The sequence below is a fragment of the Howardella ureilytica genome (assembly GCF_054657495.1).
On record NZ_BAAHYP010000002.1, the window covers coordinates 103,444 to 115,199 of the forward strand.

Sequence of the window (11,756 nt, forward strand, 5' to 3'; positions counted from 1 at the left end):
GATTTCTCCATTTACATACTTTTTTTTTCATTGTAAAATGGTAAAAAATTACAGGAGGGGTACTATGAGACATTTATTAAGTCCGGAAGATTTTTCTATAGAAGAAATTGACGACCTTCTATCTCTTGCACATGATATTCAGGTCAATCCGAAAAAATATTCGCATCTGTGTGATGGACTTAAAATTGCAACACTTTTCTATGAGCCGAGTACAAGGACTCGTTTGAGTTTTGAAGCCGCTATGATGAATATGGGCGGTAATGTGCTTGGCTTTTCTTCTGCCCAATCAAGTTCTGTTTCAAAGGGCGAGACTGTAGCCGATACGATAAAGGTCGTATCATGTTACGCCGACATAATTACAATAAGACATCCAAAGGAAGGTGCGCCTCTTGTTGCATCGGAAAATGCTACCGTTCCGATAGTTAATGCCGGTGACGGCGGACATGAACACCCTACTCAGACTTTGGCAGACCTTATGACAATAAAAGAATTGAAGGGAAGCTTATCCGATTTCACAATCGGACTTTGCGGTGATTTAAAATTCGGAAGGACAGTTCACTCTCTTATTAAAGCACTTTCACATTATAAGAATGTCAAATTTGTTATTATATCACCGGAAGAACTTCGCATTCCGAGTTATATAAAAAGTATTCTCGACGAAAAAAATATTGAATATAAAGAAGTTACAAAACTTGAAGATGTAATCGGAGAATTGGATATTCTTTATATGACGCGTGTTCAAAAAGAAAGATTCTTTTCCGAAGACGAATACTTAAGAATGAAAGATTACTATATATTGGATAAAGAGAAGCTAAAACTTGCAAAACCTGATATGTACGTACTTCATCCGCTTCCACGTGTAAACGAAATTGCCACAGATGTTGACAACGACCCGCGCGCTAAGTATTTTGAGCAGGTTCAGAATGCCGTATATGTCAGACAGGCAGTAATATTAACGCTTTTGAATCTGATTCCCGAAAAATAATCAATACATGAATAACTGTTCACGAAAGGATATTATATGTTAAGCATAGGAGCCCTGAATAACGGTATCGTTCTTGATCATATAGAAGCCGGCAAGGCAATGGAAATATACAGATATCTGGATCTTGATAATCTTGATTGCGGAATAGCCATAATAAAAAATGCTCAATCCAACAAGATGGAGAGAAAAGATATTATAAAAATTGACGGCGGACTGGATCTTGTAGACCTTGATGTTTTAGGATATATAGACTGCAATATAACCGTTAATATCATAAAGGACGGAGAAATTATTGAAAAAATGCCTCTTTCTTTACCTAAGAAGTTAACAAATATCATAAAATGCAGCAACCCACGTTGTATTACTTCATCTGAAACTAATCTTGACCAGATATTTTACCTGGCAGATGCTTCTCACCATACATACAGATGCAAGTACTGTGATGAAAAAGCGAAATAATCATCCGAAAATCAGGTATACAATAAAACAATGCCGCAGGCGTAGTGCCTGCGGCATTGTTTTATTGTATATTAACAGTCATATGTACAGTGTCAAAAGACGACCGTCGCCAATGCATGTGGCAGCGTCCATTACTGACAGACACTGAATACATCATATTAATCAATAATTCTCTGCATGTAATTCAAAGTAGCTCTGTGGATGCTTACATACCGGACATACCTCAGGAGCTTTGGTTCCTACAACAATATGACCGCAGTTACGGCATTCCCACACCTTAACTTCACTCTTCTCAAATACCTGTTTCATTTCAACATTGTTAAGAAGAGCTCTGTATCTCTCCTCATGAGTCTTCTCGATGGCAGCTACGCCTCTGAACTGTTCGGCAAGTTCATGGAAACCTTCTTCATCGGCATCCTTTGCCATCTGACTGTACATGTCAGTCCATTCGTAATTTTCACCTTCGGCAGCCGAAAGTAAGTTTTCTGCAGTATCACCTATACAGCCGAGAGCCTTAAACCAAAGCTTAGCGTGCTCTTTTTCATTTTCGGCCGTTTTTAAAAACAATGCCGCGATCTGCTCAAATCCCTGTTTTTTGGCAACAGAAGCGAAATACGTATACTTATTTCTTGCCTGAGATTCACCTGCAAATGCAGTCCATAAATTCTTCTCAGTCTTTGTTCCCGCATATGGATTCTTCTTTGAAGTTTCCTCTACCTTTTCGAATTCACTTGCCGGTGCACCGCATACCGGGCACTTGAAATCATCGGTTAATTCGCCTTCATGAACGTAACCGCATACTTTACAAACATATTTTGCCATAAAAACACCTCCGTTATATAAAAACACATATAAACAACCGATAATTCACCTGTTTATATCGGTATTATATACTTAAAAAGGCACATTTTGCAATGATAATGTATACAGTTTAAAATCTTATACGACTGAAAACAGCTTTAAAAATATCATAATTTATACGGTATCATATGCTTTTTGCAAGCTTATATACCTGTTCCGGATAGTCGGTATTTTTCAAAGACTCTCTTTCCCAACATCCGGCCGCATTTACTATTCCGGCGTTTTCCCAATCCAAATACTCAAGCATGTGGGAGAATGATATATTTGCTCCGTCCGCCGACTTTTTATCCGTATCTGCCATTGCCGTAATAAGAACGGCTTTTTTATTATGATGAAGGTTGGAGTCATTTGCGTAAAAACGATCGATTACACTTCTTATTTGAGCATTCATATTATAGTAGTAAATAGGAGTTACAAATACCACGGTGTCGGCTTTTAACAGATATGGATTAAGTACTCCCATGTCATCCTTAAATACACATCCTTTATCCGTTTCATGACACTGCTCACACGCTATGCATGGATGAACGTCTTTAACGGCCGCATTAAATCTGTAAATGTTGTGGCCGTTTTCTGATGCTCCCCTAATAAATTCATCAGCCAATGCGGCTGTTGTGCCCTTCTGATGTGCGCTTCCGGTTATTACTACAATATTCATATTTACCTCCCGTATATTTTTTGATACTTCAGACATTCAATTTAAAGCCGTGTACAAAAAAATGTATTTTACTTTTAAATTTCCGAAAAATTTTTAAACACTTATCACAATATTTTTATCTTATGAATTATATCAAAAATCACATATCAGACACCGGGTTCTTCCCGACATCGGATATGTGATTTCCGTTTTGTCACCGTAATGTATTCACACTTTTGAATGCATTACGGTTCAGTAATTAATCAAGAGTAAGCAAAAGAGCCATCTTAAACTTTTCCGTAGCCTTTATATAATGCTTACCGGACTTATCGAACTTGAAATTTTCTCCGGCTTTAATATGATATTCTTTACCTTCGTATCCGATAACGGCTTCACCGTCAAGTGCAAATACCAACGCTTCACCCGGTGCCGCATGCTCGGATAATCCGGTTCCCTTGTCAAAACTCATAATAACAAATTTCATATGAGAATTATTTATAAGGTCCATATTTACTATTTTTTCTTCCTGATATGGGAGAAGATCCTTTAATGTTATTACTTCTCCCGCTTTTAAAATTTCGTTCATTTCCGTATCCTCCCTTAATGCAATTTCCGTATATACACAATCCGTAATCGCTCTTGCTCCGATCGGCGTATCCGTAGGCGTGATAAAAATCTGTCCTTCAGATACGGTATTTACCGATGAATTATTGTCAAATGCCTCAAGAACTCCGGCATCCGTCAGCCAAAGCTTTGTATACATATAACTTTCAGCACTTATATCTGTATCTTTTGCCATTGAAAAATGTGCTATGTCAAACCCGTTTTCAGAATATACCGACTTTGATACGGTACACCCCGAAACAGGCGGATTGTCTGCAGCTATGGAAAACACTTTTCCTGAAGTTTCTTTCACGGCACTCATCTCCTTTGCAATGATTATGGTTTTAATATACCGCGATTGAATAATATATTATGTTGTAATAACAACGAAATTAATTTAATATTCCTTCCACCCTATGGAATCCGAAGTTACGTCGCATTGAAGGTAAATAACCTTCACACCTGAATTCACCGCTTTTCTAAAGCATTCCGCATATTTCGGATCTGTCTTTTCGTTGGGATATACCTCTTTAATGCCGTTCATTGCAATACAATAAACAAGATAAGCCTCATATCCGTCTTTTATTGAAGAAGAAAGTTCATTTAAATGCCTTCTTCCTCTTTCGGTTGGGGCATCCGGAAAATATCCCATGCCGTCATTTTCCAGCGTACATCCCTTTACTTCCAAAAGCGCTTTTCTGTCTCCGTCTTCCACATAAAAGTCCACCCTTGAATTGCCGTATTTGTATTCAGGTTTAATCAATGTAATATTATTAAATTCTTTGTTATCTTCCTTCAGCCATTCCCATACAACCTTGTTCGGAATCTGACTGTCAATATTTATCCATCCCAGACTTTTCTTCTCTACTCCTATCAGATCCCATTTTGTTTTTCTTTCCGGTTTATCAAAATACTGTACGCTTACAGTTGCACCCGGAATGAGCAACTCTTTGCATCTTCCTGTGTTTTTTACATGAACCGTCTCTGTTTTTCCGTTTATTTCCACATGAGATATGAATCTGTTGGGTCTGTCTATGAATTTTCCCAAGCGAATATCAGTGTATCTGATCATACGTCACATTACCCTTCACCGAAATTTTTAAGTTCATCCCCTGAAAGCCTGTATATCGTCCATTCAGACATGGGTTTAGCTCCAAGGGATAAATAAAAATCAATGCTGGGTTTATTCCAGTCTAAACAGCACCACTCCATTCTTCCGCAATTTCTCGCCGCTGCAATTGACGCAAGCTTTTTTAACATCGCTTTTCCGTATCCCTTTCCCCTGTATTCAGGCAAAATATATATATCTTCCAAATACAGTCCCGATCTGCCGACAAATGTTGAAAAATTGTGAAAAAACAGTGCAAAACCTATTTCTTTTCCGTCAACTTCCGCAAACAACACTTCCGCTTTTTTATCATCAAATATTTCTTTTTCCAGTGTTGCAGTATCCGCAACCACATCATCCGACATTTTTTCATATTCTGCCAGATTTTTAATAAATGAAAGAATTAACTCCGTGTCTTCTCTTTTTGCATATCTGAATTCTAAACCCATGTAAATCTCCTTATCTTAACTAACGGTTTAAGCGTGATTCGCAGTCTTTAAAACCGTTTTTTAAATTGTTCATTTATATATGAAATGATAATACAACAATTTGTTTAAAATAATAAATTATATTTAAAAAAAATCTCTTAACAGATATACGTTAAGAGATTTTAAATGCTTTAATATGTTTTAAAAATCAGGTAAAGGATACTTATCACATAACTTTTCCTACAACTTCATCCACTCTTTCAACAGGAATTATCGTAAGCTCTTTAAGAACCTCCGGAGCCACATCTTTTAAGTCGTATTCATTTTCTTTAGGGATAAATACGCTCCTTACTCCCGCTCTCTGAGCAGCCATAAGTTTTTCCGGAAGACCTCCTATCGGCATAACATCTCCTCTCAGAGATACTTCACCGGTCATTGCATATTCGGAGTCAACGGGCTTTTCATTAATTAACGAAGAAAGTGCCGTTGTAAGAGTTATTCCCGCAGAAGGTCCGTCCTTTGGCGTTGCACCGGCAGGAACATGTATATGAATATCGTTTTCTTCAAAAACTTCAGCTTTTTCAGGATACATTTTCTTTACGAGACTGACGGCAATCTGAGCGGATTCTTTCATTACGTCTCCCAACTGCCCCGTTATTTGCACCTTGCCGCTGCCCTTTGTAAGCATTGTTTCTATAAACAATATTTCACCGCCTACGGGAGTCCATGCAAGTCCGGTTACGATTCCCGGAGTTGTTGTCTCATGTATTTTTTCATGATGTATTTCTCTCTGATCCATATACTCCGAAAGGTTTTCCGAGGTAACTTCGATTTTACCTTTGCCGTCACTAACCGTTTTTACGGCTGCAATTCTTGTCAATTTATCAAGCTGTTTCTTTAAACCTCTGACTCCGGCTTCCATTGTATAATTTGAAATTATTTTTTCATATGCGTCATCGGTAATCGATAAGTTTTCTTCACTTACTCCGCTCTTCTCCATTGACTTCTTTATCAAATGATTCTTCGCTATATGTAGTTTTTCTGTCGGAGTATATCCGTTAAAGTTAATAATTTCCATTCTGTCCAAAAGAGGTCCCGGTATTGTATCTAATGTATTTGCCGTGCATATAAACATTACATCCGATAAATCATACGGAACATTCATATAGTGATCCGTAAAAGTATTATTCTGTTCCGGATCCAAGACTTCAAGCAAAGCACTTGCGGGATCTCCGCTGTAACTTGTTGAAAGTTTATCTATCTCATCAAGAACAATTACAGGATTACTTGTACCTGCTTTCTTTATTCCGTCCATAATCCTTCCGGGCATGGCGCCGATATATGTTCTTCTGTGTCCTCTTATGTCGGCCTCATCCTTTACACCTCCGAGACTTATTCTTACATATTCTCTGTCCAGTCCGTCAGCTATGCTTTTTGCAATACTTGTCTTTCCTGTTCCCGGAGCTCCGACAAGGAGCAAAATGGATCCTGACTGCTTCTTACTCAGCGACATTACGGCCATCTGTTCCACTATTCTCTTCTTAACCTTTTCGAGTCCGAAGTGTTCCTTGTCAAGAATGTCTTTTGCTCTGTTTATGTCAATGTCCTTTGCTTCGTGTTTCTTCCAGTCAAGTGACGTAACAAATTCAAGGTAATCCGTAAGCATTCCGTACTCGTGTCCGCTTTCCCCTTCGGTTTTCAGCCTTTTTATTACTTTTTCGGCTTCTTTTTTCGCCTGTTCATTCATGCCTGAATCTTCAATTTTCTCTTCAAAAAGCTGAATATCGGATTTATTTTCGGGATGAAGTTCATCAAGCTCCTTCTGTAAATATTCGATTTGCTTTTTTATGGCCGATTCTCTGTATAACTGTTTATAACTTTCGTCATTATTGTTTTGCGCTTCATTTGCAACTTCAATTATCGCAAGAGATTTTTGAATATACTTTGTAAGCAAATCTATCTTCTCAGACTCTTTCTCCGCTTTCATAACTTCATACTTTTCCGGAGAGCTTAAATGAAGATACGGAACGCTCATAACCGCTGTCTGATTCCAATCCGCGGCACGTGAAAGATACATTCTCGGAACCGCCTCTCCTCCGTTAATCATCGGACCGAAAACACTTATCATTTGCTCTTTTATGTCGACAAGCTTTTTCATGGCTTCTTCTTTATTTACGTCTTCAATCTCAGGATAACTGTGATATGTGACATATTGATTATTTAAATCAACCTCGTCTACCCTGACTCTTTCGCCTACATTTATTGTAACGTCATCAGACATTTCTCCGACGGACGCCTTACCCAAAAACGCAACAGGCTGAAATCTCACGCCGCCTTCGGAATCTTTCTTTATCAAAAGTATCAATTCCTCGTCGGGTTTAATGTCACCCACATCCATTTTTTCAAGATATGTTCCGCTTAGCTGTATTTTTGTATTTGCCAATATCAAACTGTTACTTATAGGAATTATTTTCATATCTTACACCTCTTCTTTATTAGCACTTGATTTATATGAGTGCCAAAGTTATTTTAAAAATATAGTGTGTGTTTGAACTTATCGTACATACACACACTAATGTCATTCCAAATAATCGCCCGCAAACAATTTTATAATTATATGCCTGAGCTGCGATTTGTCCCTGTAAGACGGATCGTTTACGGCACTTTTAATTAATCCCGTCATACCTCCGATAAAGAAATTCTTGAGAATATCTCCCGAAATATCTTTCATTCCGCCCCATAATTTACACTCATTAAAACTGTTATAAAAATAATCGTAGAGAACACATATTAATCCGTGATCCATAAGTAATTTTAAGAAATCATAGTTACAATATATGAAATCCGCAAGAACGGTACTCATTACATCCGCTGATATTTTCCCGTTTTTTATATATGATGCTTTAAGATGCGAACATGAACATCCCATTCCGTAGACAATCACATTTTCCTTTGTTTCAAACAGAGAATAAAAAGTCTGTCTTGATACTCCGGCCTTCTCGCAGATTTCCTTAATGTTGATTTCGGAATATTTCTTATGCTTCATCAGTTCAAAGAAAGTGTTGCTGATTAATTTCTGTGATTCCAGGGCGGTTTGATTATCTCCCTGATAAATTTCAATTACCTCCCTTCGCACTGACACGTGTCCAACTGAATATATGATACTTCCGACATTGACACGTGTCAATGTATTATTCATTAAATTTATAAATAATAAATAAAAATATATTGAGATATATCCTACTCTCTTAATTTGATACGATTATTTCAGCCAAAATGTTTTCATCAAAATCCAAAACCGTAAACATATTCCCATCTAATACTGCGTAACTTTCGGGATTGCCTCCCTTCGGAATGGATATTGATCCGGGATTAAGACAAAAAAACGTCAATCCGTTTTTTGCGCATTTCTCTGCCCTTAAAATATGTGTATGCCCGTGCATTATAGCATCACCGTTAATAATCGGAGGCAAATTGTCTTCGTTGTATTTATGTCCGTGGGTTAAAAAAATATTGTAACTGCCTGTGTCAAGTATCGCATAATCTGACATAACCGGAAATTCCAATACCATCTGATCCACTTCCGATTCACAATTCCCGCGTACCGCATATATACTGTCCTTATATCGGTTCAGCATTTCAATTACCTTTTTCGGATTATATTCTTTGGGAAGATCGTTTCTCGGACCGTGATAAAGTATGTCGCCGAGAAGAATAATTCTTTCTGCTTCCGAAGATTCAAACTTTTCAAGAAACTTTTCGCACCAATACGCAGAGCCGTGTATATCGCTTGCAACTAAATATTTCATTTATTTATATAACTCCTTTATTTTTAACAGACTTTAATATACGGTTAGAACCATTGTCACGTACCCGTAAAGAGAACTTTGTCACCCTACTTTTAAAAATATGCTCACAATTGCCGCCGATAACAGACAAAAGACCGCCTGCGAAGATAAAACTTACGCAGACGGTCTCTTAGGGATTTTAACTATAATCTCTTTGGGGAAGAAAATAATAGTTTTTCTACTTAAAATAAAGCACAAAAAATAATTACACTAATGTTACCAAAAGTATAAAACCTAATTGATACCATAATATATGGGACTATTTACGGTATCGGATTGTGAAGCATAAAACTTCATAAACAACATAAACAAAATTCTTGAAAATTGTTTACCTAACTAGGTTAAACTCAATATACCACTTCTGTTTGTGCATTTCATTTATTTTACTCCAATTGTCCTAATATTACCCAAATTGGACAATTTATTCGACATTTTGGTAAAAATTATACATGTTCCGTACTTATATACTTTTGAGTATCCTTTACCACATCTTCTATGGTTATCTGCTGCATTTGTTTTTCCATGGCTTCTTGTATTAAATTTAATTTGTCATCAAGAGATTTGTGTATATTCCTGCCGACAGGACAATTAGGATTTGGATTATCGTGAAAATGGAACAATTCTCCGTTTTCTATACTCTCAACAGCATTAAATACATCTAAAAAAGTTATTTCGTTAAGCGGCTTTACAATACTTGCTCCGCCGCTTCCCCTTTTAACCGTAACGAGACCCGCAGCCTTTAACTGCTGAAGAACATTTCTTATTATTACCGGATTAACATTTATGCTTCCCGCAAGAAAATCACTTGTAATCTTATGATCTTTTTCGTATATATCTATAACAGCAAAAATATGAATTGCTATCGTAAATCTGCTTGATATTTGCATATTTCCCCCCTCAAAAACAATAATCTACCATTTAAAATTTATAATATAAAATAATAAGAATATATTCATACCTGTCATGAACGGAATTCCCGATACAAAATATGACTTTCTTGTCTTATGCCTGAATACATACATGGCACACCACGCCCCTGCTCCTCCTCCGAGCAGAGCGAGAATAAACAAAGTTGTTTCTCTGACTCTCTGTCCGCCCTTTATTGACTGTAATTTGTCAACTCCGTATATTGTAAATGCAAAAGTATTAATTGCAATTACATATACCATGAGAATTTTATGTTCGGAAAAGTAATCAAAGGGCAAAAAAACAGGAGTTTCATTGATATGTCCGGTAGAAATCAATGTTATTATTCCCGCAATTACGGCGGCGCATGTTAAAAATATCCAAATCATTTAAGATATTCCCATTCCGTTTCTTTGAAGCCCACAAGTATTTTATCATTATCAACAACAATGGGCCTCTTCACCAACATTCCGTCGGATGCCAAAAGTTCGTATTGTTCCTCTTCGCTCATCCCCGGAAGCTTATCTTTAAGGTTTAATTCCTTGTATAATTTGCCGTTTGTATTAAAAAATTTCTTAAGGGGTAAACCGCTTTTAACGTGCCATTCCCTTAATTCTTTCACCGTTGGATTATCCTCAACTATATGTCTGTCCGTATATTCTATTCCGTTGTCATTAAGCCACTTTTTCGCTTTTTTACATGTGGAACAGGACGGATATTCAATAAATAACATAATTTCCTCCCTGATAATTACTCAAGCCTTATTGCCATATATAACTTTAATGCATCCTTAAATACTCTCGGATCATATCCTGTTATGTTTTTTATTTTATTTAACTTATATTGTAATGTATTTTTGTGAATAAACAATTTATCAGATGTATCCTTTAGTGATAAATTGTTATCAAAATAAATTTTAAGTATCTTTCTGTCTTCACGGTCAAGCTTACTGATGGTTTTTGAAATATATTCGTTTTTTACATTTTCATTTATGCATCCCAAAATAATTTCCAAATCCAATTTATCAAAAACCGAATAGTTCTCACCGTTTTCAAGACTTTCTATTGCAATTTCGGCGCATTGATACGATTCAAACTGGCGCCATATTGATAAACTGTTTCCCACACCCGTGCTTATTATATTCTTATATTCGGAAGCAAGACCTTCCAATGCATCACTGCAGTTAACATACTGATGTTCCGGCAATAACGCAACATATTCATTCGGAAATTGAAATGTAAATAATCTTGCTGATATTTTTTCAAATGTACGATATATATCATTTTCCACGGATGAGATATTGGAAATGTTATCCTTTATGTTTATCCTTACAACCACGGTTCTGTAATTCCAATTAATGCTGAGTTTCAATTCGTTAAAATACGGCTGTAATTCATTATATTCAAATTCTCTTCCTTCAATAAGACTCCTTGTAATATAATTCAGCCAACTTTTTCTGTTGTAATTGAGAGAGTCTATTTCATGCTCTTTTAGAATCAATGACGTAATTCTTTGAGCAAGAAGAGCATATTTCCTAACTTCGTCGGGTTTTCCGCTTATTCCTATTACGGCTATTATTTCCTTATTATATCTGTATGGTATATTAACGCCTTTGTTTGTTCCCAGGAAAAGATCATCCGATTCGACTTCTATGGTTTCTCCCATATCTATCGCTTTTTTACCTATTTCATGGAAATTGCCTATTCTTGATTTATCCGTGCTGGCAAAGATTATTCCCCTGTTGTTGATAAAGTTAATGTCGTACCCGCATACCTCCTTTACCGCATCAACAATTTTCTGTGCCGTTTGTCTTGACAGTGATAAAAGCATTTCAGTCTCCGTTACAATATGCAAAATTAGGATAATAAGTTATGTCAATATGTTATATATACTATAGATTTTAATTATTTACAATCTTTTA

14 protein-coding genes are annotated in these 11,756 nt (G+C 36.5%); 2 read left to right on the forward strand and 12 right to left on the reverse strand.

Annotation, left to right across the window (positions count from 1 at the left end; translation table 11 throughout):
- Positions 1-64 precede the first annotated feature (64 nt).
- Both pyrB and ACYQ1N_RS01725 read left to right on the forward strand, forming a co-directional pair.
- Positions 65-985, forward strand: coding sequence for an aspartate carbamoyltransferase (pyrB, locus tag ACYQ1N_RS01720; RefSeq protein WP_459831994.1), 921 nt, complete (start codon positions 65-67; stop codon positions 983-985).
- Between the two features lie 36 nt (positions 986-1,021).
- Positions 1,022-1,444, forward strand: coding sequence for an aspartate carbamoyltransferase regulatory subunit (locus ACYQ1N_RS01725; RefSeq protein WP_177955805.1), 423 nt, complete (start codon positions 1,022-1,024; stop codon positions 1,442-1,444).
- Positions 1,445-1,606: 162 nt separating this feature from the next.
- Here the strand turns inward: ACYQ1N_RS01725 and rbr are convergent, their stop codons facing one another.
- From rbr to ACYQ1N_RS01785, 12 genes are all read right to left on the reverse strand, one after another.
- Positions 1,607-2,266, reverse strand: coding sequence for a rubrerythrin (gene rbr, locus ACYQ1N_RS01730; protein ID WP_459831996.1), 660 nt, complete (start codon positions 2,264-2,266; stop codon positions 1,607-1,609).
- A 163-nt stretch (positions 2,267-2,429) separates the two neighbouring features.
- Positions 2,430-2,963, reverse strand: a complete 534-nt coding sequence (locus tag ACYQ1N_RS01735) for a flavodoxin family protein (RefSeq protein ID WP_459831998.1) — start codon at positions 2,961-2,963, stop codon at positions 2,430-2,432.
- A 238-nt stretch (positions 2,964-3,201) separates the two neighbouring features.
- Positions 3,202-3,858 carry a cupin domain-containing protein gene (locus ACYQ1N_RS01740; protein ID WP_459832000.1) on the reverse strand — a complete coding sequence of 219 codons (657 nt, stop codon included), beginning with the start codon at positions 3,856-3,858 and terminating at the stop codon, positions 3,202-3,204.
- A gap of 84 nt (positions 3,859-3,942) precedes the next feature.
- Complete coding sequence (sfsA, locus tag ACYQ1N_RS01745) at positions 3,943-4,617, reverse strand: DNA/RNA nuclease SfsA (protein WP_459832002.1); 675 nt, start codon at positions 4,615-4,617, stop codon at positions 3,943-3,945.
- Positions 4,618-4,625: 8 nt separating this feature from the next.
- A complete protein-coding gene (locus ACYQ1N_RS01750) occupies positions 4,626-5,102 on the reverse strand; it encodes a GNAT family N-acetyltransferase (protein ID WP_459832004.1) in 477 nt (158 codons plus the stop codon).
- A gap of 205 nt (positions 5,103-5,307) precedes the next feature.
- Positions 5,308-7,557, reverse strand: coding sequence for an endopeptidase La (gene lon, locus ACYQ1N_RS01755; RefSeq protein ID WP_459832007.1), 2,250 nt, complete (start codon positions 7,555-7,557; stop codon positions 5,308-5,310).
- Positions 7,558-7,659: 102 nt separating this feature from the next.
- A complete protein-coding gene (locus ACYQ1N_RS01760) occupies positions 7,660-8,223 on the reverse strand; it encodes a TetR/AcrR family transcriptional regulator (protein WP_459832009.1) in 564 nt (187 codons plus the stop codon).
- Between the two features lie 106 nt (positions 8,224-8,329).
- A complete protein-coding gene (gene yfcE, locus ACYQ1N_RS01765) occupies positions 8,330-8,890 on the reverse strand; it encodes a phosphodiesterase (RefSeq protein ID WP_459832011.1) in 561 nt (186 codons plus the stop codon).
- Between the two features lie 482 nt (positions 8,891-9,372).
- Positions 9,373-9,816, reverse strand: a complete 444-nt coding sequence (locus ACYQ1N_RS01770) for an Rrf2 family transcriptional regulator (RefSeq protein ID WP_459832013.1) — start codon at positions 9,814-9,816, stop codon at positions 9,373-9,375.
- Positions 9,817-9,840: 24 nt separating this feature from the next.
- Positions 9,841-10,224 carry a DUF1294 domain-containing protein gene (locus ACYQ1N_RS01775; protein ID WP_459832016.1) on the reverse strand — a complete coding sequence of 128 codons (384 nt, stop codon included), beginning with the start codon at positions 10,222-10,224 and terminating at the stop codon, positions 9,841-9,843.
- Entirely contained in the window at positions 10,221-10,568 is a 348-nt protein-coding gene (locus tag ACYQ1N_RS01780; protein ID WP_459832019.1) for an arsenate reductase family protein, read from the reverse strand. The genes ACYQ1N_RS01775 and ACYQ1N_RS01780 overlap by 4 nt, the downstream gene beginning before the upstream one ends.
- Positions 10,569-10,585: 17 nt before the next feature.
- Complete coding sequence (locus ACYQ1N_RS01785; protein WP_459832021.1) at positions 10,586-11,665, reverse strand: CdaR family transcriptional regulator; 1,080 nt, start codon at positions 11,663-11,665, stop codon at positions 10,586-10,588.
- Positions 11,666-11,756: the final 91 nt, after the last annotated feature.

Bases quoted from the DNA above. Each gene is read 5' to 3' on its own strand.
- pyrB (WP_459831994.1), top strand. From the start codon at position 65: ATGAGACATTTATTAAGTCCGGAAGATTTTTCTATAGAAGAAATTGAC.
- ACYQ1N_RS01725 (WP_177955805.1), top strand. From the start codon at position 1,022: ATGTTAAGCATAGGAGCCCTGAATAACGGTATCGTTCTTGATCATATA.
- rbr (WP_459831996.1), bottom strand. From the start codon at position 2,266: ATGGCAAAATATGTTTGTAAAGTATGCGGTTACGTTCATGAAGGCGAA.
- ACYQ1N_RS01735 (WP_459831998.1), bottom strand. From the start codon at position 2,963: ATGAATATTGTAGTAATAACCGGAAGCGCACATCAGAAGGGCACAACA.
- sfsA (WP_459832002.1), bottom strand. From the start codon at position 4,617: ATGATCAGATACACTGATATTCGCTTGGGAAAATTCATAGACAGACCC.
- ACYQ1N_RS01750 (WP_459832004.1), bottom strand. From the start codon at position 5,102: ATGGGTTTAGAATTCAGATATGCAAAAAGAGAAGACACGGAGTTAATT.
- lon (WP_459832007.1), bottom strand. From the start codon at position 7,557: ATGAAAATAATTCCTATAAGTAACAGTTTGATATTGGCAAATACAAAA.
- yfcE (WP_459832011.1), bottom strand. From the start codon at position 8,890: ATGAAATATTTAGTTGCAAGCGATATACACGGCTCTGCGTATTGGTGC.
- ACYQ1N_RS01770 (WP_459832013.1), bottom strand. From the start codon at position 9,816: ATGCAAATATCAAGCAGATTTACGATAGCAATTCATATTTTTGCTGTT.
- ACYQ1N_RS01775 (WP_459832016.1), bottom strand. From the start codon at position 10,224: ATGATTTGGATATTTTTAACATGCGCCGCCGTAATTGCGGGAATAATA.
- ACYQ1N_RS01780 (WP_459832019.1), bottom strand. From the start codon at position 10,568: ATGTTATTTATTGAATATCCGTCCTGTTCCACATGTAAAAAAGCGAAA.
- ACYQ1N_RS01785 (WP_459832021.1), bottom strand. From the start codon at position 11,665: ATGCTTTTATCACTGTCAAGACAAACGGCACAGAAAATTGTTGATGCG.